Origin of the sequence: Collinsella aerofaciens, from assembly GCF_015670795.1 — a bacterium.
GTDB lineage: Bacteria > Actinomycetota > Coriobacteriia > Coriobacteriales > Coriobacteriaceae > Collinsella > Collinsella aerofaciens_Q.
Map to the genome: position 1 here is coordinate 17,139 of NZ_JADPCJ010000024.1, position 20,436 is coordinate 37,574.

General features: G+C 60.4%; 15 protein-coding genes. 10 read left to right on the plus strand and 5 right to left on the minus strand.

What is annotated here, in order from left to right; all coding sequences use genetic code 11:
- Positions 1–2: 2 nt before the first annotated feature.
- The 4 genes from I4W09_RS07850 to I4W09_RS07865 all read left to right on the plus strand — a co-directional run bounded on the left by I4W09_RS07850 (position 3) and on the right by I4W09_RS07865 (position 5,159).
- Positions 3–845: a nucleotide exchange factor GrpE gene (locus tag I4W09_RS07850; RefSeq protein ID WP_196033396.1), complete on the plus strand. Its 843-nt coding sequence runs from the start codon at positions 3–5 to the stop codon at positions 843–845.
- A gap of 108 nt (positions 846–953) precedes the next feature.
- On the plus strand, positions 954–1,919 hold the full coding sequence (locus tag I4W09_RS07855) for a DnaJ C-terminal domain-containing protein (protein WP_196033399.1): 966 nt from the start codon (positions 954–956) through the stop codon (positions 1,917–1,919).
- 72 nt (positions 1,920–1,991) lie between these two features.
- Positions 1,992–2,408, plus strand: a complete 417-nt coding sequence (locus I4W09_RS07860) for a heat shock protein transcriptional repressor HspR (RefSeq protein ID WP_006235210.1) — start codon at positions 1,992–1,994, stop codon at positions 2,406–2,408.
- A gap of 450 nt (positions 2,409–2,858) precedes the next feature.
- A complete protein-coding gene (locus tag I4W09_RS07865; protein WP_196033402.1) occupies positions 2,859–5,159 on the plus strand; it encodes a hydratase in 2,301 nt (766 codons plus the stop codon).
- Between the two features lie 413 nt (positions 5,160–5,572).
- Here the strand turns inward: I4W09_RS07865 and I4W09_RS07870 are convergent, their stop codons facing one another.
- Together I4W09_RS07870 and I4W09_RS07875 are read right to left on the minus strand one after the other, a co-directional pair.
- A complete protein-coding gene (locus I4W09_RS07870; protein ID WP_138340855.1) occupies positions 5,573–6,220 on the minus strand; it encodes a hypothetical protein in 648 nt (215 codons plus the stop codon).
- Positions 6,221–6,761: 541 nt separating this feature from the next.
- Entirely contained in the window at positions 6,762–7,430 is a 669-nt protein-coding gene (locus I4W09_RS07875; protein WP_117770268.1) for a hypothetical protein, read from the minus strand.
- 233 nt (positions 7,431–7,663) lie between these two features.
- Here I4W09_RS07875 and I4W09_RS07880 point away from each other — a divergent pair, with 233 nt between their 5' ends.
- From I4W09_RS07880 to I4W09_RS07895, 4 genes are all read left to right on the plus strand, one after another.
- Entirely contained in the window at positions 7,664–8,335 is a 672-nt protein-coding gene (locus tag I4W09_RS07880; RefSeq protein WP_147333364.1) for a hypothetical protein, read from the plus strand.
- 183 nt (positions 8,336–8,518) lie between these two features.
- Positions 8,519–11,146, plus strand: a complete 2,628-nt coding sequence (gene clpB / locus I4W09_RS07885; RefSeq protein WP_148332492.1) for an ATP-dependent chaperone ClpB — start codon at positions 8,519–8,521, stop codon at positions 11,144–11,146.
- A gap of 131 nt (positions 11,147–11,277) precedes the next feature.
- Complete coding sequence (locus I4W09_RS07890; RefSeq protein WP_226790497.1) at positions 11,278–11,472, plus strand: hypothetical protein; 195 nt, start codon at positions 11,278–11,280, stop codon at positions 11,470–11,472.
- Between the two features lie 310 nt (positions 11,473–11,782).
- Entirely contained in the window at positions 11,783–13,135 is a 1,353-nt protein-coding gene (locus tag I4W09_RS07895) for an ATP-binding protein (RefSeq protein WP_196033405.1), read from the plus strand.
- 73 nt (positions 13,136–13,208) lie between these two features.
- On the opposite strand, the gene I4W09_RS07900 is transcribed toward I4W09_RS07895, so the two are convergent.
- The 3 genes from I4W09_RS07900 to I4W09_RS07910 form a co-directional block, all read right to left on the minus strand.
- Positions 13,209–14,705, minus strand: coding sequence for a hypothetical protein (locus I4W09_RS07900; RefSeq protein ID WP_196033408.1), 1,497 nt, complete (start codon positions 14,703–14,705; stop codon positions 13,209–13,211).
- 233 nt (positions 14,706–14,938) lie between these two features.
- The gene (locus tag I4W09_RS07905; RefSeq protein WP_117770274.1) at positions 14,939–15,946 is read right to left on the minus strand and encodes a DUF5692 family protein; all 1,008 of its coding nucleotides are present in this window, start codon (positions 15,944–15,946) and stop codon (positions 14,939–14,941) included.
- Positions 15,947–16,009: 63 nt separating this feature from the next.
- On the minus strand, positions 16,010–16,672 hold the full coding sequence (locus tag I4W09_RS07910) for a TetR/AcrR family transcriptional regulator (protein ID WP_117770275.1): 663 nt from the start codon (positions 16,670–16,672) through the stop codon (positions 16,010–16,012).
- Positions 16,673–16,861: 189 nt separating this feature from the next.
- Between I4W09_RS07910 and I4W09_RS07915 the strand changes: the two genes are divergently transcribed.
- Positions 16,862–19,639, plus strand: a complete 2,778-nt coding sequence (locus I4W09_RS07915; RefSeq protein ID WP_196033412.1) for an FAD-dependent oxidoreductase — start codon at positions 16,862–16,864, stop codon at positions 19,637–19,639.
- A gap of 96 nt (positions 19,640–19,735) precedes the next feature.
- Positions 19,736–20,164: a hydrogenase maturation nickel metallochaperone HypA/HybF gene (locus I4W09_RS07920; RefSeq protein WP_196033416.1), complete on the plus strand. Its 429-nt coding sequence runs from the start codon at positions 19,736–19,738 to the stop codon at positions 20,162–20,164.
- The last annotated feature ends 272 nt before the right edge of the window (positions 20,165–20,436 follow it).

Here is a 20,436-nt window from a genome sequence, read left to right on the forward strand (position 1 = left end):
TCATGTCCGCCCGTAAAGCTCGCACGGAGGCGGCTGCCGCTGGCGCCGCCCCCGTTGACTCTGAGGAGAAGGACGTGAAGATTCCCGTAGAGGCCGTCGACGATACCGAGGTCAACGAGACCGAGGCCGCCGAGGCTGCCGAGAACCAGGTAGAGGATTCCAACAAGGAGGCGACGATGACCGAGGACGAGATGGTGGAAGCTGCTATCCGCGCCGGTGAGGAAGCCGCCGATAACGACTTTAAGCTCAAGTTCGAGCAGGCCCAAAAGGAGCTCGCCGACGTGCGCAGCGAGCTCGATGCTGCGGCAGAGGCCCAGAAGGCCGCCGAGGACAAGGCAAAGGACGCCACCGAGCGTACCGCCCGTCTTCAGGCCGACTGGGAGAACTTCCGTCGCCGCACTGCCAACGAGCGCATCGCCGAGCGCGAGCGCGCGACCGAGAAGCTCGTCACTGCGCTGCTGCCGGTGGTTGACGATATCGAGCGTGCAATCGACCATGCCCGTAGCCAGGAGCTTTCCGACGATTTTAAGCAGTTCGTCGATGGCGTTGACGCGGTGCATGCCAAGCTGCTCGATGTGTTTGCGCACGAGGGCGTTGAGCCCATCGACCCCAAGGGCGAGGCGTTCGATCCGCTCGAGCACCAGGCCGTGGGGCGTGTCGAGGACGCATCGCAGTACGACGAGACCGTCAACGACGTGTACCAGAAGGGCTACCGCATGGCGGATCGCATCCTGCGTTCCGCGATGGTGACGGTGACCTACGGTGGCGAGAAGCGCCCCGCACCGGAGCCCGAAGCGGCGCCCGAGGATGCTACGGCCGATGCGGCCGAGAGCACCGAGGAGTAATTGAGAAGGGCCCCGGGGCAACACCCGGGGCCCTTTCTGACCTAGTGCCATATGAAAGCATGGGCCGCCGCCCGCATGGACGGCGGACGTAACAGGAGAGGAGCTACGATGGCTGCAGGCAAAACCTTCTATGACATCCTGGGCGTATCCAAGAGCGCCTCCGACAAAGAGATCAAGAGCGCGTTTCGCAAGCTCGCGCAAAAATATCACCCCGATGCCGGCGGCGACGAGGCCAAGTTTAAGGAGATCAGCGAGGCCTACGAGACGCTTTCGGACGAGAAAAAGCGCAAAGAGTACGACCAGATGCTCATGTTCGGCGGCATGCCGGGCGCGGGAGGCGCGTATGGCGGTGGCTACGGCGCCGGTGCCGGCGCGAGCGGCTGGGGCGATATCTTCGACAGCATCTTTAGTGGCAACGGCGCTTGGGGCAGCGATTGGGGCTCGGGCTTTGCCGGGGCCGCGGGCGCTGCCGGTGCGGGCGCGGGCCGCAACCGTGCGCGCAAGGGCGGCGACCTGTCGCTGACCGTCGACGTGACGGCCGAGGATGCGTTCCGCGGCGTGACGCACAAGGTCACCTACCGCATTCCCTCGACGGGCGAGCAGCAGACCATCACGGTCTCGGTTCCCGCGGGCGCCGTGGATGGCGGCAAGCTGCGCTACAAGCGTCGCGGCGAGTATGGCGTTGCCGGCGGCGAGCGCGGCGACCTGGTCGTGACCACGCACGTGGAGGAGCACCCGCTGTTTAAGCGTAAAGGTGCCGACGTGACCATGGAGGTGCCGATCTCGGTCTATGAGGCGGCGCTCGGCTGCACGGTGGATGTGCCCACGCCCGGCGGCGCGACGGTTCGTCTGAAGGTGCCCGCTGGCACCCAGACGGGCAAGAAGTTCCGCTTTAAGGAGATGGGTGCGCCCGACGTTAAGCATCGCGGCCGCACGGGTGCGCTACTCGTCGAGATCAAGGTGCAGGTTCCCTCGAGCCTGTCCGACGATGAGCGCGATGCCATGACCAAGCTGCGCGAGGCCGACACGCGCGACTACCGCGAGAAGGTCAACCGTTACAAGGCGACGTTCTAGGGCGGTCGTGGCCCGCGCCCGCGCCCGCGGGCTTATGATGGACGATAACGAGACGGAAAGGGGTCAGGTAGCATGGCCGAGGACAATAGGAACAAACCGCTGTACATGATCAGCGTGGCGGCCGAGCTGACCGGCATGCATCCGCAGACTCTGCGCGTCTACGAGTCCAAGGGCCTGGTGAACCCCCAGCGCTCGGGCGGTAACACGCGTCTGTATTCGCGTGCCGATATCGAGCGTCTGGAACTCATCAACCAGCTCACCGACGAGGGCATCAACCTTGCCGGCGTGGTGCGCATCCTCGATATGAAGGAGCGTGCCGAGGAGCGCGAGCGCGAGAACGAGAAGCTTCGCGCCCGCGTACGCCAGCTCGAGGACGAGCTGCACGAGTACAAGATGCAGAAGAAGATCACCGCCCTGGCCCCGCGCGATGGCTCGGTCAACCCCGAGCAAGTCATGCGCAAGCTTTTGGGCGCCGGCGGGGATTTGTAGTTACGCGGGTTTACCAACCCGCGTAACGGGCCGACGCTGCGCGACGTCCAGAGCGACAATTTGTCATTCAAAAGGCAAGGCATGACCAGAAGGTCTATGCCTTGCCTTTTTCATGCCAAATTGTTCGCTCTGGACGTCGCTCGCTGTCCGTCCTCTACCTGCGGCGTTGCCTTGCTCCGGATGCGGTAGTCATTGGGTAGTCATTGGGGATGTTCTTAAATGAGTGGTCAAGGGGGACACTCTTGCGGCACTTGGCGCTTGGGGACGTTCCTTTTGTGCCGGCACTTTGGGACACTCCTTGTCAAGAGAGTGATGCAAGAGGCTCGTCCTGTACTTTACCGAGATAAAGTGAACGTGTAGATTCGTAACCCACTCGCAACCGTTCTATGGCACGATATTGAACGAATGTATGCTATGCGCCCGAGCCTTTCGGGCAGAGTGGGAGACAGTATGGTTAAGCTGTACGAGGACGGCATCTACCTGCGCGGTGGCAGCGAGGTTGTGCCTGCGGCCGAGGCTGCCGAGCGCGGTATTACGCAGACGCCCGAGGATGCCAAGCGCGGCACCATCGCGTATTCGATCCTCCAGGCACACAATACGTCCGGAGATCCCGAGGCGCTCAAGATTCGCTTCGATGCCATGGCGAGCCACGACATCACCTTTGTCGGCATCATCCAGACGGCGCGCGCCTCGGGCATGGAGCAGTTCCCGCTGCCCTACGTGCTCACTAACTGCCACAACTCGCTGTGCGCCGTGGGCGGCACCATTAACGAGGACGACCACGTCTTTGGCCTCTCGGCTGCCAAGAAGTACGGCGGCATCTTCGTCCCGCCGCACATCGCCGTCATCCACTCCTTTATGCGTGAGAACTTCGCCGGTTGCGGCAAGATGATCCTGGGCTCCGATTCGCACACCCGCTACGGCGCTCTGGGCACCATGGCCGTGGGCGAGGGCGGCGGCGAGCTGGCAAAGCAGCTGCTGCGTGACACCTACGACGTTGCCTATCCCGGCGTCGTCGCCATCTACCTCACGGGCACCCCGCGTCCCGGCGTCGGCCCGCACGATGTGGCGCTCGCCATCATCCGCGCTGTCTTTGCCAAGGGCTACGTCAAGAACAAGGTCATGGAGTTCGTGGGCCCCGGCATCGCGAGCATGACGACCGACTACCGCAATGGCGTCGATGTCATGACCACCGAGACCACCTGCCTGTCGAGCATCTGGGCCACCGACGAGGACACGCACGCGTTTTTGACCATGCACGGCCGCGGCGACGACTACCGCGAGCTCAAGCCCGCCGATGTTGCCTACTACGACGGCTGCGTCGAGGTCGATCTGTCGAGCATCAAGCCCATGATCGCGCTGCCGTTCCATCCTTCCAACGGCTTTGAGATCGACGAACTCAACGAGAACCTCGAGGACATCCTTCACGAGGTGGAGCTCGAGGCCGCCAAGATCGGCGAGGGCAAGACACGCTTTAGCCTGCTCGACAAGATTGTCGACGGCAAGCTGCACGTGCAGCAGGGCGTTATCGCCGGCTGCTCGGGCGGCAACTACGACTCCGTGGTCCAGGCTGCCCGCGTGCTCAAGGGCGCCAACACCGGCTGCGGCGAGTTCTCGCTGTCGGTCTATCCCACGAGCCAGCCCGTGGCACTCGAGCTTACACGCCGCGGCTACATCTATGACCTTATGGAGGCCGGCGCGATTGTGCGCACGGCATTCTGCGGCCCGTGTTTCGGCGCCGGCGACACGCCCGCCAACAACGGCCTGTCCATCCGCCACACCACGCGCAACTTCCCCAACCGCGAGGGTTCCAAGCCGGGCAATGGCCAGCTGAGCGCCGTGGCCCTGATGGACGCCCGCTCCATTGCGGCGACGGCTGCCAACGGCGGCGTTCTGACGCCGGCGACCGATCTGCCCGAGGAGACTTGGGACGAGGCCTGCGAGTACACCTTTGACGACGCGCCGTACAAGAAACGCGTGTACTGGGGCTTTGGCAAGGCGGAGCCTGCCGACGAGCTGGTCGAGGGTCCCAACATCAAGCCGTGGCCCGCGATGGAGCCCCTCGGCGACGACATCCTGCTCAAGGTGTGCTCCAAGATCATGGACCCGGTCACCACGACCGACGAGCTCATTCCCTCGGGCGAGACGAGCTCCTTCCGCTCCAACCCGCTGGGTCTGGCCGAGTTTACGCTCAGCCGCCGCGACCCTGCCTACGTGGGCCGCTCCAAGGAGGTCGACGCGGTGGAAAAGCGCCGCGTTGCCGGCGAGGCAGCGGGCGACCTGGCGGCACTCGATGCCGAGCTTGCCAGCGTGTTTGAGGCGCTGACCGGCGCGGGTGTCGCGGCCGATGCCAAGGCGACTGAGTACGGCTCCATGCTCTATGCCAAGAAGCCCGGTGACGGTTCTGCCCGCGAGCAGGCCGCGAGCTGCCAGCGCGTAATTGGCGGCCTGGCCAACATCGTCCACGAGTACGCCACCAAGCGCTATCGCTCCAACGTGATGAACTGGGGCATGGTGCCCTTCCAGATGGAGGCCGAGCCCAGCTTTGAGGTGGGCGACTACGTCTTTGTGCCGGGTATCCGCGCCGCGCTCGACGGCGACCTGAAGGACATCGCCGCTTACGTGGTTCGCGCCGATGGTGCGGTCGAGCAGATTGAGCTCTACATTGCCGATATGACGGCAGAGGAGCGTGCCATCGTCAAGGCCGGCTGCCTGATCAACTACAACAAGTTCAAGGCCGCTGCCGAGTAACGCACTTAATTGTCCGCCCGGGGCTTACCCTTTCCCGCCCGCTCACGCGCTTCGCGAGGGTCGCGTTCGGGAAAGGGTAAGCCCCGGGCTACATTTCTGCGTTCTCGTTGGGTCTTGAGGGACGCTAAAAATAGACTTGCTTGATGCCGCCTCTGTTATCGGGGCGGCTTCTTTTTGTCGAAAACCGCCACAAAGGGGACAGACGCCTTTGTGGCGGCTCGATTCGTCTTAATCTGTAACATCTTGGCCGCTAAAAGTGGGCCTGGTGTTACAGATTGAGACAAACAATCGCCGCCGATCATCTCATCTCAATCTGTAACATCTAGGATCGAAAAGGGCCGCTAGATGTTACAGATCGAGACAGTGGAACATCGGAACCGAAACCACCACAAAGGTGCCTGCCTGGCGGGTCCTTATTTCGATGGGGCCCAGGTTATTTCATCGTCAAATAGCCAAGTGCGTGCTGAGCCACTGTCGCGCGCTGTCTGTGGATCGGGCTCGCAAGTTTGTTCGTAGGCATCCTCGGTACACCGATCCATAAAATCGACGACTGCCGTCTGGTCGCCCTCCATGACGTAGATTACGTCACCATCCGAGATATAGACCCCCGGTCCTTCATTGTCCACGCAGCCGGGGTCGTATGAGACGTTGCACAATTTGCTCCCGTTTGCCGCATCGAGCTCAAGGGTCGAATGATACCCGCCAACCATTTGGCCGTTCTTGGCTCGATATGTTGCGGCGCCGTACCACCGCTTAAACGTCTTGCCTTTGAGTAAACTGGTTGCCTTGCCGATAAGCTGCTCATCTTGGGTATAGCGCGTGGCTCCAAGTTCGATTCGGGGATAGTTACTGACCCCAAGCGCTGCGGGCGTACCGTCGAAATCGACGGTGATCGAATCGGGTTTGACGATATCGGTGAGGATTTCGATGGGGTAGCTTACGGTTTCAACCGCCGCCTGCGTTGCCGAGGCAGGGAGAAATGCGAGATAGATAATTCCTACGCCGACTGCGGTAATCGCAAACGCTAAGACGAGCAGGCCGATATAGGTGGAGCGTTTCACGGCGGGTACCTCGCAAACAGTATGCATTCATTAAGATAAGTGATACCAGCTTACGACAATATTCAAAAGAAAGCGATCGGTCGAAATGACGGGGCGAAAAGGCCCTATTGGGCTTCGATTTGACCTCTAATAGGAATATTTGCCTCCCCTCATTCTGGGCGAGAGGTCAATAATTCAGTTCACGAGTCTTGAGCGATACTATTCTCACTAAACTCACTATTTTCACAGTAAGCACTATAAATACGATAGGGAGGACGACGAGAACGTTGTGACGTGCGATAGCTAAGCCGTTTAAGCCGGACTCTGACCTTGAATCTCCGCCTCTATCTGTGCGAACGGGCTATTGTCGGTTCTCGATTCCATCGCTGCGTTTTCGTTGGGTCTTGAGGGACGCTAATAAATAGGCTTGCTTGATGCCGCCTCTGTTATCGGGGCGGCTTCTTTTTGTCGAAAACCGCCACAAAGGGGACAGGCACCTTTGTGGCGGTGGGGACGAGCTCGATGTTGTTGTGATCGTTGAGCGGCATGTTAATGGGCACCTCTACAGAATTTCATCTGGGCTGGCGGGTTTGGTTGTTTTGGGGATGCCGAGTTTGGATGACGCGAAATCGTCAACATTGTCCTTAATTCCGTCTTTGGTGTAGACAGTGACCATATAGGTGCTGTGTCCGAATTCGCCCTTGTCGCGTGTTGCCCAGGCATCCCAGTAGGCGGCCCCGTTTCGCCCTTTGATTTTTCCGACACGGCGGAGTTCTGTTCGCTTTAATTTCTGGTTGCTATAGATGGTTCGACCGGCTTCCGCGGTGAGCCCGCACTGTCCAAGCAGCTTGTCGAGGACTTGGTTCATGTGGCGCTCATCGGTGTTTGGTGCGTAGTCGTAGGCGAGGGTGATGGAGTCAAGGGGCTGGTCGTCGATCAGATAATTCATTGTCTGAGGTTCGAGGCAGAAATAAGGAGAGCATCCGTCGACCTTGCCGAGCAACGGTAACTTGGACTGCCAACTTCCGGTGGGAATTGCATATTCGTAGAACACGCCACGGCAGACAAAGGAGAGCGAGGTGGCACGCGAGCCGGCGTCGATCATCCCGCAAAGATCGAAGGGCGAGGCGATACCAAAAGAAAAGGGCGTGATGACGATAAGGAAGAGCATCACGATGGGTATGGCGAGAATGGCGATGACGTTGCGACCGGTGGAATGAGACGGCTTCATATGCGCTCCTCGAGACAAAGAGCTGTTGAGGATAGGCAGAAATGGATATGTTCAGAGAACAATTCAAGTTTAATCTCATGGCGTGAGATGGTCGACCGTTAGCGTCGAAAACCACCACAAAGGTGCCTGTCCCCTTTGTGGTGGTGGGGAGCGCGCGGCTTCTTTGGTGATAGTGTTAGCCGGCGGTATCATTAGGACAAATGGCGCGGGTTTGCATTGTGAGGTGCTTTGCTGTGAGAAGTCCTGCCCGTATTGGATTGATTGTCTTGGCGCTTGCGATCGCTGTGGTTGGCGCGGGCGCTGTCGGTATGGCATTTCTACCTGCTGCGGTGACGGAGCCGGTGGTCAAGCCTGTGACTCAATCTGTCGAACTTCTGACCGGCGACGACAAGCCTGAGACCATTACCGTTGATTTTGATGAGCAACCGGCTGCGCTGGGCATTAGTAATTATCCACGCATTCAGCTTGGGGCTATGCGCTATACCACGGATTCTGGTCTGATCGACAGGGCGTCCGAGCTGCTCAAGGGCAAAATCTTTAAGCGCTGGTATGGATATGCGTCCTATCGGGCAAAAGCGAACGACATGGTTGGCGGATGCCACTCTTCCATCGAGCTGGACACTGCAAACGGCGCAAAGTTATGTGATGTCTCGTACGATCCGGGCTACGAGGACAATGAGGGTCCGGGCATCTACATCATGGACGGCGATGTCGCCTATGTCATGGAGGGCGACCAGACCGAGCTCAACGATTTTATGGGCCAGTGTATCCAAGATGCCTATAAACAGACCTGCTTGCCTGACCCGCAGGCTGCACGCGATAGTGGGTCTGCCCGTACATGGCTGTTCGAGGATGAGATGCCCTGGACCGTCGAATCGGGAAGTACGGGTCCGGCGAAGGAGTAGAGACCGCGACCACCACAAAGGTGTCTGTCCCCTTTGTGGTGGTTTGCATGTCGTGGGAACACTCAGAAAATCTTATATATAGAGACTTAGATTTATGTATAAGATCGCACAAAGCGGGCAACAATACTTCTCGAACAACGTGAAGCCGCCCCGTAGGGCGGCCGCCCCAAGAGAGGTGATTCCATGAGAATCGATAAGCTAGCAATGACGTCGCGCGAGGCGTTGCAGACCGCCATGAGCACGGCTGCCGATGCGCAGGCCGGCGCGGTGGAGCCGATTCACCTGCTGTCTGCCCTGCTCGGTGCCGGCGAGCGCAATATCTCCGTGATCATCGAGCGCATCGGCGCTGATCCGGCCCAGCTCGCACGCTCCACGCAGGATGCCGTCGACCGCGCGCCCAAGGTTTCGGGCGAGGGTCAGCAGATGGGCCTGTCCAACGAGCTCGTCCGCGTCATCGAAAAGGCCGAGAAGAAGGCCACCAAGATGGGCGACAGCTTTGTGGTGACCGAGCATCTGCTGATGGCGCTTGCCGAGGACAAGGGCGAGGCTGGTCGTGTACTGCGTGACGCTGGCGTGACCAAGGAGCGCATCGAGCAGGTCTACGAGGAGCTGCGTGGCGATGACCGCGTGACGTCTGCCGAGGACAAGACCCAGTTTGAGGCGTTGGAGCAGTACGGTCGCAACATCTGCGATCTTGCCCGCGCCGGTAAGCTCGACCCGGTCATCGGCCGTACCGACGAGATCCGCCGTACCATTCAGGTTCTGTCCCGCCGCACCAAGAACAACCCCGTGCTCATCGGTGAGCCGGGCGTCGGTAAAACGGCTATCGTCGAGGGCATCGCCCAGCGTATCGTGGCCGGCGATGTGCCGAGCACCCTGCGCGACCGCGACCTCATCGAGCTCGACATGAGCGCGTTGGTCGCCGGCGCCAAGTACCGTGGTGAGTTCGAGGACCGCTTAAAGGCCGTGCTCAAAGAAGTGCAAAAATCCGAAGGTAAGGTCATCCTGTTCATCGATGAGCTTCACACCATTGTGGGCGCGGGTGCCACCGAGGGCTCCATGGACGCAGGCAACATCCTCAAGCCGGCGCTCGCCCGTGGCGACCTGCATGCGATCGGCGCGACCACGCTCGACGAATACCGCAAGTACATCGAGAAGGACGCGGCGCTCGCCCGTCGTTTCCAGACCGTTATGGTGAGCGAGCCTACCGTCGAGGACACCATCTCGATTCTGCGTGGCCTCAAGGAGAAGTACGAGATCTTCCACGGCGTGCACATCACCGATAGCGCGCTCGTGGCCGCCGCCGACCTCTCCGATCGCTATATCGCCGACCGCTTCCTGCCCGACAAGGCCATCGACCTGGTCGATGAGGCGGCAAGCCGCCTGCGCATGGAGCTCGACAGCATGCCGGTCGAGATTGACGCCACCACGCGTCAGCTCACCCAGCTGCAGATCGAGGAGCAGGCGCTCATGAAGGAGACCGACGACGCCTCCAAGGAGCGTCTGGAGGCCCTGCGTCAGGAGATCGCCGAGGTCCAGGAAAAACTCAACGTGCAAAAGGCTGGCTGGCTCAACCAGAAGAACGCCATCGACCACGTGCAAGAGCTCAAGGGACAGCTCGACGAGGCCAGGAGCGAAGAGGAGCGCGCGACGCGCAATGGTGATCTGGGCCGTGCGTCCGAGCTGCGCTACTCCGTGATTCCGGGCCTGCAACAGCAGATTCAGGATTCCGAGGCTGCGCTCGAGGCGCAAAAGCAGCAGGACGGCGAGGGCCTCAACGAACAGGTGACCTCCGATGAGATCGCCGAGGTCGTGAGTGCCTGGACCGGCGTGCCCGTGTCCAAGATGATGCAGGGCGAGCTCGACAAGCTGAAGGGCTTGGAGGGTGAGCTGCATAAGCGCGTCATCGGCCAGGACGAGGCCGTCTCCGCCGTCGCCGCGGCCGTGCGCCGCAGCCGTGCGGGTCTCTCCGATCCGGACAAGCCCATCGGCAGCTTCTTCTTCCTGGGCCCCACCGGCGTGGGCAAGACCGAGCTCGCCAAGGCGCTTGCCGAGTGCCTGTTCGACGACGAGCGCGCGCTCGTGCGTATCGACATGTCCGAGTACATGGAGAAGTTCAGCGTCCAGCGTCTGATCGGTGCGCCCCCGGGATACGTGGGTTACGACGAGGGCGGCCAGCTCACCGAGGCCGTGCGCCGTCGCCCCTACTCCGTGATCTTGCTCGACGAGATGGAGAAGGCCCATCCAGATGTCTTCAACGTGCTGTTGCAGGTGCTTGACGACGGCCGTCTGACCGACGGTCAGGGTCGCCAGGTGTCCTTCAAGAACACGATTATCATCATGACGTCTAACGTGGGCTCCAAGGCTATCGCCGAGCTTTCGGGCAAGGACGAGGAGGAGATGCGCCATCAGGTCGACGCGGCCATGGCTCAGACCTTCCGCCCCGAGTTCCTCAACCGTATCGACGATATCGTGGTGTTCCATCCGCTCGGCATGGCGCAGATCGAGAAGATCGTCGACATCCAGCTCGCCGACGTCCGCGCGCGTCTGGCCAAGGAGCGCATGACGCTTGCCATCACCCCGGCGGCCAAGCAGATGCTCGCCGTGGGCGGCCTGGACCCGGTCTTTGGCGCCCGTCCGCTCAAGCGTCTGGTTCAGCGCGAGGTCGTGGATGCCATCGCCGCCGCTATCATCGACGGCACGGTGCGCGAGGGCGATCAGGTGACGGTCGATGCCGACAAGGACGGCGGCTTTACCGTCGTGTGCGACAACACGCCGGCGGCCACCTACGAGGTCCCCGACGCCGAGTAGGTTTTGGGCCATGCCTTAAAATCTACCAGCCGTCTCTAAACGCCAAGGGCGGCGGATCCAATTGGGTCCGCCGCCCTTTTTCGTGCGACAATCGATGATATTGAACGGATGCGATGCGAGGAGCTATGCAGATGAAAGACGAGATCAAGACAAGCGCGCCGGCGACCGATGCCGCACCCGCCGCACCCAAGCCTGTGCCTAAGCCGGCGCCCAAGCCGCGCGACCCCTACATCCGTGCCGAGAACGAGGACGATGACGGCTACGATCCCTACAGCGATCGCCGCCCCGAGCGCGAGCCGCTGTTCGAAGCCGACCCCTGGCGCTGAGTGTCACCAATAAGTTGCGGTGAAATAGGGACTGTTTTGCGGTTTGACCAGCAAAAACAATCCCTATTTCACCGCAACTGCGTTAGGGATTTTTCTACAGGGGGAGGGTAGTCAAAAAAGCCCCGTCCCAAATTGACTGCTCGGGGAGTCGCATTCGAGCTCGGTTGTCCTCTTAGCCACTCGATATCCTTCGGAGCAATAACGGTGATAAAACTTGCTTAAGTGTTAATCAAGCTACACACAATCTTGCTCTCTAATTAATCAAGAATCGCTATAATTTTGATTAGCTAGAGAGCAAGATTGGAGAATCATGGCATTCAACGACTTGATCGCCCAGAAAATAAAGGACTTTGAGCAGCAGGGGGTTCCGCAGGTCTTTGAGCGAGACCTCGATCTGGGAAACCCACAGGAGCCAAAGCGCGACAACATCGTAAATGTGATTGTGGGGGCCCGCCGTTGTGGAAAGACGTATCGCCTGTATCAGGAGATGCAGCGGCTTCAGAGCCGGGGCGTCGAGCTTGACCGGATGCTTTACTTCAATTTTGAGGATGAGCGGTTGCGCCCGTATGAGTCATCGCTGCTGGCGGACGTGCTCGACACGTTCTATGCGCTGTATCCTGCTGCTCGAACCGAGGGCGCTTACATTTTCTTTGACGAGATCCAGGAAATTCCCGAATGGGGTGCGTTCCTGCGGCGTGTAGTCGATACGGAGAAAGCGACCGTCTATGTAACGGGATCCTCTTCTAAGATGCTGTCCTCAGAACTTAAGAGCGAGTTCAGGGGTCGTTCTCTTGTACGAGAGCTTTTTCCGTTGAGTTTTTCGGAATACGTTCGATATAAGACGGGGAGCGTTCCCGAGCCAGATGCGGCCTTTTCCCCGAGCGATGCAGCGCTGCTTCGGCATCATCTGATCGGATATCTTGAACGAGGGGGATTCATCGCGACACTTGAGCAGACGCCCGCAGACGCGATTCAGCTGCTACAGGAATATGCGTCGCGAACGGTTGCCATGGACGTCGTTGAGCGTTACGACGTCAAGAACCCTCGCCTGGCATCGCTGTTCCTGACGCGGTGTATGGCATCTTCGGGACGAGAGCTGTCAGTGAACAAAGTGTATAACGAGTTCAAGAGCAGACAGATACCCGTCAGTCGTAATTCGCTCAGCGACTTACTTGAGTATTATGAGGACGCCTACCTGTTGTTTTCTGTGCCGGAATTCACGCGTTCACTGGCAAATAACATGCGGTCTGCGTCTAAGGTCTACGCTGTCGACCCTGCGATGTTTGGAGCATTCTCTCCCGCATCGGCATTGGACCAGGGCCAGAGGCTCGAGACCGCGGTGTTCAATGCGCTAAGAAGAAGGACTCCCGCGGTGAGGACCGGCTCGGTCTGCCGCCTGCTGATCAAAGAGAAGAGCAAAAGCCATGAGGTGGACTTTGTGGCTGGGGATGCACTTCTCATGCAGGCTTATAGCCTGATTCAGGTGAGTGCGGATATGACAAGTGAGAAAACGCGCGAGCGCGAAATTGCTGCGCTTGATGCCTCGATGGCCCAGTTCGATCTTGGTGAGTCGGCAATCGTTACCATGGATGAACAGGCCGATATTCCATGCGAGCACGGTGTGGTACACGTTATGCCCGCATGGAAATGGCTCCTTGCCTAATCATCTATGGACCTGTGGGGTCAGGACCTCCTGGCTCCTTCATCACGGTTGGGGAGCACCTTGCTGCGCCCGGCTAGTCCTGGGCCTTGATGCTCGGCAGCAGGATCTGCGCGAGGTAGTCGGTCTCGAGTTTGGTCGCGGCGTCGGCTTTGCCGTCTTTGCCGACCAGTACATTCTTGATCTGGCTATAGGTGTAGCGGTTGCCGGTCGTCAGCTCGACAAGCTCAATGGCCGTGTCCATGGGGTAGGTCGACACGGGATCCTGGGTGCGCCCGTTGATAGTCTGGGGCACCACGTACGGATAGACGGGGCCGCTGGCATAGACGGTATAACCGTTGCCCAGATTGGCCGCACCCAAAACCGTATCGCCCTCATCGGGCGTAAAGCTCTCGCCCTCGCGCACCGCGACGAGCGTCACGATCGGCGTATCGCTGTCGCCGGCAAGATAGATGCATAGTGTGCTGCCATTCTGCCAAGTCTCGACCTTGCCGTACCACTCGACGGGGATATCGAGCTGGTAAAGGTCGGTTGCCTTGTGACGGGCGTCGGCATCACGGGCCGCCTGTGCCTTTTGCGCGCTCACGGCATTGACGGCGGCGTCGCGCCGCGCGGTTGCCGCCTGCTGGAGTACCTTGGCGGTGGCGGCGGAGCTCGCACCGCCCTCCTCGGCATACTTGGCGGCGGCATCGATCTGGTCGTCGGTTACCGTGTCGGCCGAAGGCACCTTGAGCTTAAAGGTAGCCTGGGCACTTAAATCCTGTTCATCGCTCTTAACGGTGACCTGCGTCTTGGTGGTCGGGACGGTATAGATGGTGCCGTCGGCCGCGATGGGGGAGGCGGCGATGGAGAGCGTGTAATCGCCGGGCAGCAGTTTGATGCCGCGGCCGTGCTCGTCAACATAGAGCGTTTCGCTCACGGAGGAGCCGTCAGAATCCTGACCGCTCACCTGTACGGGAATCTTGGAGCCGGTGGAACAGTCGAGGCCCGCGGCATGCACGCCAATTTGCACTGACATCATCGTGTGGGCATTGGCGGCGACAGCGGCAGCCTGCTCTTGCTGATATCCGTTCCAGGCAGCATAGCCTGCACCGCCGGCGACGAGCGCGACGGCCACGATGCCGGCGACCATCAGATTGCGGCGCTTGGGCGACATCTTGCGATGGCGGACCTCGGCTTCGTGTGCCGAGGGAACGGACGGCAGGGGAATATCGCCCATGGCGATGGTCTCATCCACGGCTGGTGCGGAACCCAGGCCAGGAAGCTCGCGAGTCAGCGAATCCTCGGCCGGTAAGCTGTCGAGCAAGACGGTTTCCTCGCCCGTGTCGGATTCGGGCTGGTTGCCGGCCTCGCTTTCGGCGTCTTCGTGATCTGCCTCATCCTCGGCAGGCTCAACGTCGCCTGCATCCTGATCATCGGACTGCGCCTCGGTTTCTGGCTCATCCTGCACATCAACGCCCGAATCGTCAAACGCAATCTCATCGAGTGAAATCCGGTCTAAGCTCTCCAAGGCCTCAGCGCAAGCTTCTGCATCTTGGGCCGCATCCTCTTGGCCCATCGTCTCATCATTCATACATCCCCCAAGCTCAATATCGGGACAACACTGTACCCAAAAATGGAGCCATATAAAGCGCGTGCGAAATATAAGATCCGATTTAACCTGAGCGCATCGTTCGGCCGCATCCTCGCGGCGGCAAAAGGCCCCCGGAACGCGAACGAATCACATTCCGGGGGCTCTACAATGCGTTGAGTTGCGCGGAGCCGGCTATGCTGCTTCGTGCTCAAGCGATGTCTGCGCCGGGCGCGTTACTCGGCGTGTGCGTAATCCACCTTGGCGCGGCGAGCGGTAGCCTTCTCCCAATCGCTGGTGCCCTCAAAGACATCCTGCTTGTAGGGATTGCGGCCGAGCTTCTTGGCGCGGTAGGCGATGTAGATGATCGCGGCGACGTTGGCGACCAGTGCGGCGATCGAGACCGCGGTAGCGGCGCCGGGGTCGAGCGTGGAGTGGGTCACAAAGATGGACTCCTCCTGGAAGTAGGGGAATACCTGGGCAAACATGCACCAAATAGCCAGCGTAAAGGCGCGGTTCTGGATCCAGCCGCCCTTGTTCCAGATAAAGGCGGCGACGGTGGGCGCCAGCAGCAGCGCAAAGCCGCAGAACCAGGAGTGGGTGGGCAGGCAGTTGTAGGTGTAGCAGAAGTTCCAGATATCGTAGGCGATGATGTAGACCCAGGTCATGTCGGGCCACAGCATATCGGTCTGATCCTCGGAGGCGTAGACGCTCCACCAACCGGTCATGCAGAAGATGTTGATGAGACCGGCGATGCCGTTGAACACGTTGTTCCAGCCGGCCAGCTGCGTAGCACCTTCGGAGGTGACCCAGGTGGACTCGCCCAGGACAAAGAAGTGATAGGCGCTCTCAAAGTCGGATACGACGGCGATCATGATGTTGATGGCGACGATCACAAACGGCCATGCGCGGAACCAATGCGCCTTGCCGATCTTTCCCCACTGGTACTTAATGGCAATGAAGCCCCAGCAACCGGCGAGTGCCGCGTATACCTTGGCGTAGTGGAACCAGCTGTTCTGGTACACATGGGTGGGGTTGGTGAGCGCCCACTCGGCGCCTTGCGAAACGCCCACGGCGATGGCGACGCAGTAGATGGTCATGGCCAGCGGAGCCACGCCAAAGATGATTGCCGCGCCCAGCTTGGTGCGGCGGCCGACTTCGTTGAGCACGATCAGGCCAATAAAGACCATGGCCCAGCCGGCCCAGTGGATAAGGGTATCGCTACCCCAAACATCGAACAGCATGCTGCTCTCCTTTCACACGCCCGCGGCCCCTCTTCTGATCGCGGACAGTTTGGCCAAATGTCGTCAGTTCTGGGGCTTGCGCTCCGGATACTTGGCGGTATAGCCCTCGATGTGGAGTGTCGAGGCGATGATTTCCTTGACCGTTTCGTCGGGCACATCGGGGTGCGTGCGGATATACATCAAAAGGCCCATGATGAGGGTGTAGAACGTCTCGTAGACATGGTCGATGCGTAGCTCATGATGGGCGACAAAATCCACTACGGTGGTGTCGCAGATATACTGCGCCACGCGCTGGACCACGTTGTGCAAAAAGCCGCCGTAGAGCGCGCCGCTGCTCGAGGTAAGCGTGCTCGGCAGCTCGTGGCCGCTGGCGACCAGGCGCTTAAAGAGCGGGGCGACGGTGTCGAGCGCGCCCTCGATATCACCGACGGTGCGGTCGGCGTTCCACCGCTCGAGTTCGGAGATAAAGTCGTCGATCGCCTCGTCCATAACAGCGGTGACGGCGGCGTCCATGTCGGCGAAGTAGTGGTAGAACAATGAACGCGTGCAGCCGGCTCGCTTGGTCACGGCCGATACCGATAGGTGGGACACGCCCAGCTCGGAGCTTACGGTGCGCACGGCATCGAGGATCTCGCGACGGCGTTCGTCGCCCGTCAGGCGCTTTGCCGCGCTATCGGATGCGGGGACGGCATCGACCACAGAGGTACCTGCTGTGTTATTGCCCATGTTTTGCCGCCTTTCATCCTCTTTTGCCTGACCGTTCGCCTAACAGTCTTGAATATTGTTGACGGTTCGTCAATACTATTTTTGACACAATGTCAACAATGGCGGGTGAACGGCATGGGGGCATGTCCGGCCTGCAAAAAAAGAGGGGCGCTGCGGTCCCGCCGGGCTGCGGCAAGAGAAGGGACAACCATGATTCTCAACGGACCGGGGATTAGTTACACCGAGCCCGACATCGGTTCGGAGTTCGTGCCGCCGCTGCCGGAGCATCCGCGCGAGGCCATCGTCAAGCTGTGCGAGCACTGCACCAACCGTCTGCTGCATCGCGACGAGCTGCTGGGCTACGAGTACTGGTCGTTTGCCGAGGCCGCAACCGACGAGCAGGCCGAAGTGCTCTGCAAGATGAAGATGCGCCGTCCCTATACGCTGCCCGAGATGGTCAAGCTCACCGGCATGCCCGAAGCCGATATCGAGAAGATGCTCGACGACATGAGCTACACGGGTCTGCTCGAGTACAACTGGGAAAACCCCGAGCGCGCCAAGCAATGGGTGTTGCCCATGCTGGTGCCGGGTTCTGCCGAGTTCCTCAACATGCGCGTGAGCCAGCTCGAGGAGCACCCGGTCTATGCCAAGTTCTTTGAGCAGGCGTCCAAGGGACCGCTGTCCAAGGCCACGCCGATGGTGCCGCCCGGAGGCGCCGGCATCGGCATGCACGTCATTCCGGTCGAGAAGGCCATCGACGCCGCGAGCACCTCGGTGCCGATCGAGCATATCGAGCATTGGCTCGACAAATACGATGGCAAATATGCCGCCAGCACCTGCAGCTGCCGCGCGAGCCGTCGCGTGATGGGTGAGGGCTGCGCCGACGACCCGGCCGATTGGTGCATCGCCGTGGGCGATATGGCCGACTACGTGGTTGAGACCGATCGTGGCCATTACGTGACCCGCGACGAGGTTTACGACATCTTGCGCCAGGCCGAGGACAACGGCTTTGTGCACCAGATCACTAATATCGACGGCGAGAACAAGATCTTCGCCATCTGCAACTGCAACGTCAACGTGTGCTACGCCCTGCGCACCTCGCAGCTGTTCAACACGCCCAACCTGTCGCGCTCGGCCTATGTCGCTAAGGTCGAGAAGGACAAGTGCGTGGCCTGCGGTCGCTGCGTCGAGGTGTGTCCGGCCGGCGCCGCCAAGCTGGGCCAGAAGCTCTGCAGCAAAAAGGCCGGCGGACAGGTGCCCGAGTATCCGCGCCAGGAGCTGCCCGATGCCACCAAGTGGGACCACACCAAGTGGTCGCCCAACTACCGCAACGACAACCGCATCGAGACGCATGAGTCCGGCACCGCTCCCTGCAAGACGGCCTGCCCCGCGCACGTTGCCGTTCAGGGCTATTTGAAGCTCGCGGCTCAGGGTCGCTATGACGAGGCGCTGGCACTCATTAAGCGCGAGAACCCGCTGCCCGCTATCTGCGGCCGTGTGTGCAACCGCCGCTGCGAGGACGCCTGCACCCGCGGCCGTGTGGACGCCGCCGTGGCCATCGACGAGGTCAAGAAGTTCATCGCCCAGCGCGATCTGGATGCCGCGACCCGCTACGTCCCGCCCGTGGTGACGCCGACGCGCGCTGGCGGCTTTGATCAGAAGATCGCCATCATCGGTGCCGGTCCGGCCGGCCTGTCCTGCGCTTTCTATCTGGCCGAGAAGGGCTACAAGCCCGTCGTCTTCGAGAAAAACGAGCGCCCGGGCGGCATGCTCACCTACGGCATTCCCAGCTTTAAGCTGCAGAAGGACGTCATTGAGGCCGAGGTCGAGATCATTCGCCTGATGGGTGCCGAGTTCCGCTATGGCGTGGAGGTCGGTCGTGATGTGACGCTCGACGAGCTGCGCGCGCAGGGCTTTAAGGCCTTTTACGTGGCCATCGGCTGCCAGGGCGGCCGCCTTGCCGGTATTCCGGGCGAGGATGCCGTGGACGTGACCGTGGCCGTCGACTTCCTTCGCGAGGTTAACAGCGGCAAGATCGATACCCTGTCCGGCCGCACCATTGTGGTGGGCGGCGGCAACGTGGCCATCGACGTTGCCTGCAACGCCTGCCGTCTGGGCTCTGGGCACGTTGAGATGTTCTGCCTGGAGAGCGAGGTCCAGATGCCCGCCAGCGAGGAAGAACGTCGCGAGGCCGTTGAGGACGGCGCTCACATCAGCTGCGGCTGGGGCCCCAAGGAGATTCACCTGGACGAGGCCGGTCGTGTGTGCGGTATCACCTTCAAGCGCTGCACGCGTGTCTTTGACGACGAGGGCCGTTTTGCGCCCGAGTACGACGAGAACGATCTGCGCCGTGTCGATGCCGACCGTGTCGTCATGTCGATTGGCCAGTCCATTGTGTGGGGCGACCTGCTGGCTGGCTCCAAGGTGGAGCTCGGCCGCGGCCAGGGTGCCCTTGCCGATCCCCAGACTTACCAGACCGCCGAACCCGACATCTTTGTGGGTGGCGACGTCTACACTGGCCCCAGCTTTGCCATCGACGCTATCGCCGCCGGTCACGAGGCCGCGGTGTCCATCCATCGCTTTGTGCAGCCGGGCTCCACGCTCACCATCGGCCGCAACCAGCGCCGCTACACCGCGCTCGACCGCAACGACGTTGTGCTCGAGAGCTACGACAACGCGAGCCGCGAGGTTGCGCATGTGGACCGCGAACGCGAGAAGGCTGCGCCGTTTAGCGAGTATGTTGAGACCTTTACCGAGGAGCAGGTGCGCGCCGAGACCGCCCGCTGCCTGGGCTGCGGCGCCTCGATCGTCGACCCCAACAAGTGCATCGGCTGCGGCCTGTGCACCACCAAGTGCGCGTTTGACGCTATCCATCTGGATCGCGACCGCCCCGAGTGCTCTACGATGGTCAAATACGAGCAAAAGCTCCCAAGCCTCGGCAAGTATGCTTTAAAGCGTGCAATCAAAATCAAGTTCGGTCGTAAATAGGTAACCATGGCGGGTAAGGGGACGGCGCAGGCTAGACTTCGCCGTCCCCTTGCTTTGAGTTTGCATCGCATCAACCGTTGTTGAAAGGTTTCTACCTTGCATGAATTGGGAATCGTTTATCACATTATTCGTGATGTTGAGAACGTGGCGCGCGCCAATGGCGTGCGTCGCGTTTCGAGCGTGACGTTGCTACTGGGCGAGGTCTCGGGCGTCGTTCCCGACTTGCTGCTCGACGCTTGGCGCTGGGCAGCAGATAAAAAGCCTATCACCGAGGACGCGGAGCTTATCGTGGAGCCCGTCGAGGCCGTGACACATTGCGAGGCGTGCGGCTGCGACTACGCGACGGTCGAGCACGGCAAGACCTGTCCCCAGTGCGGTAGCGGCGAGACCTATTTGCTGCAGGGCCAAGAGGTAATGATCAAACAGATCGAGACCCCCGACGAGGACCCGGCAGACGCTGCTCCTGACGGCCTCTCCGACGCCCCCGATGCCGTCGACGCCGCCAACCCTCTCCACATCGCCTAACATCCAATGACTACATGGGCTAGAGTTCTAAACATATTTGCTTCGGTTAGTCAAGTCATGTCTGTTTAAACAAAATGGTGGCACGCAGACGCATTGGGATCAACCTAAAAGAGGTCTTAACGAACAGTGCACCTTTATATGTCTTTGAAAGCAATCAGCAAATCACGTTTTAGCAGGCAATAAGCTGTAAACCGGCCTTGATTATCAACTTTATCCGAACACCTCCCACATTCATCCGCACATGTGCGGATGAATGTGGGAACCCGATACCC

What these genes read in the sequence shown, in the direction of transcription:
- I4W09_RS07850 (WP_196033396.1), top strand. Translation starts at nt 3, where the DNA reads ATGTCCGCCCGTAAAGCTCGCACGGAGGCGGCTGCCGCTGGCGCCGCC.
- I4W09_RS07855 (WP_196033399.1), top strand. Translation starts at nt 954, where the DNA reads ATGGCTGCAGGCAAAACCTTCTATGACATCCTGGGCGTATCCAAGAGC.
- I4W09_RS07860 (WP_006235210.1), top strand. Translation starts at nt 1,992, where the DNA reads ATGGCCGAGGACAATAGGAACAAACCGCTGTACATGATCAGCGTGGCG.
- I4W09_RS07865 (WP_196033402.1), top strand. Translation starts at nt 2,859, where the DNA reads ATGGTTAAGCTGTACGAGGACGGCATCTACCTGCGCGGTGGCAGCGAG.
- I4W09_RS07875 (WP_117770268.1), bottom strand. Translation starts at nt 7,430, where the DNA reads ATGAAGCCGTCTCATTCCACCGGTCGCAACGTCATCGCCATTCTCGCC.
- clpB (WP_148332492.1), top strand. Translation starts at nt 8,519, where the DNA reads ATGAGAATCGATAAGCTAGCAATGACGTCGCGCGAGGCGTTGCAGACC.
- I4W09_RS07890 (WP_226790497.1), top strand. Translation starts at nt 11,278, where the DNA reads ATGAAAGACGAGATCAAGACAAGCGCGCCGGCGACCGATGCCGCACCC.
- I4W09_RS07895 (WP_196033405.1), top strand. Translation starts at nt 11,783, where the DNA reads ATGGCATTCAACGACTTGATCGCCCAGAAAATAAAGGACTTTGAGCAG.
- I4W09_RS07900 (WP_196033408.1), bottom strand. Translation starts at nt 14,705, where the DNA reads ATGAATGATGAGACGATGGGCCAAGAGGATGCGGCCCAAGATGCAGAA.
- I4W09_RS07905 (WP_117770274.1), bottom strand. Translation starts at nt 15,946, where the DNA reads ATGCTGTTCGATGTTTGGGGTAGCGATACCCTTATCCACTGGGCCGGC.
- I4W09_RS07910 (WP_117770275.1), bottom strand. Translation starts at nt 16,672, where the DNA reads ATGGGCAATAACACAGCAGGTACCTCTGTGGTCGATGCCGTCCCCGCA.
- I4W09_RS07915 (WP_196033412.1), top strand. Translation starts at nt 16,862, where the DNA reads ATGATTCTCAACGGACCGGGGATTAGTTACACCGAGCCCGACATCGGT.